The organism is Paraburkholderia sp. UCT2 (genome assembly GCF_014397665.1).
Taxonomy (GTDB): domain Bacteria; phylum Pseudomonadota; class Gammaproteobacteria; order Burkholderiales; family Burkholderiaceae; genus Paraburkholderia; species Paraburkholderia tuberum.
In genome coordinates, this window is the sequence record NZ_VZQO01000196.1 from 1 (window position 1) to 237 (window position 237).

Below are 237 nucleotides of genomic sequence, written 5' to 3' on the forward strand. Positions count from 1 at the left end.
AGAGCCGGCAGATGTCCCAGATGAATCCGCTGAGTTCACGGGCAACTGCGACTACGGCGATATTCTTCTGCTTGCCGCGCGCGACGAGTTTGCGATAGCGTCGGCACAAGCGCACCTGTGCGTCCCAGGCTCGATCTACAATCGGTTTAGGCAGACCTTCGTGACGACGCTGAATATCGGGGCTCACACGCGCAGGGTGGCGATAGCTCCATGCAGCTTCAACTAGCAGCTTTCTTG

General features: G+C 58.2%; 1 pseudogene. It reads right to left on the reverse strand.

What is annotated here, in order from left to right:
* Window positions 1-237 (reverse strand): annotated as a pseudogene (locus tag F6X39_RS37790) (IS110 family transposase); the annotation flags it as partial.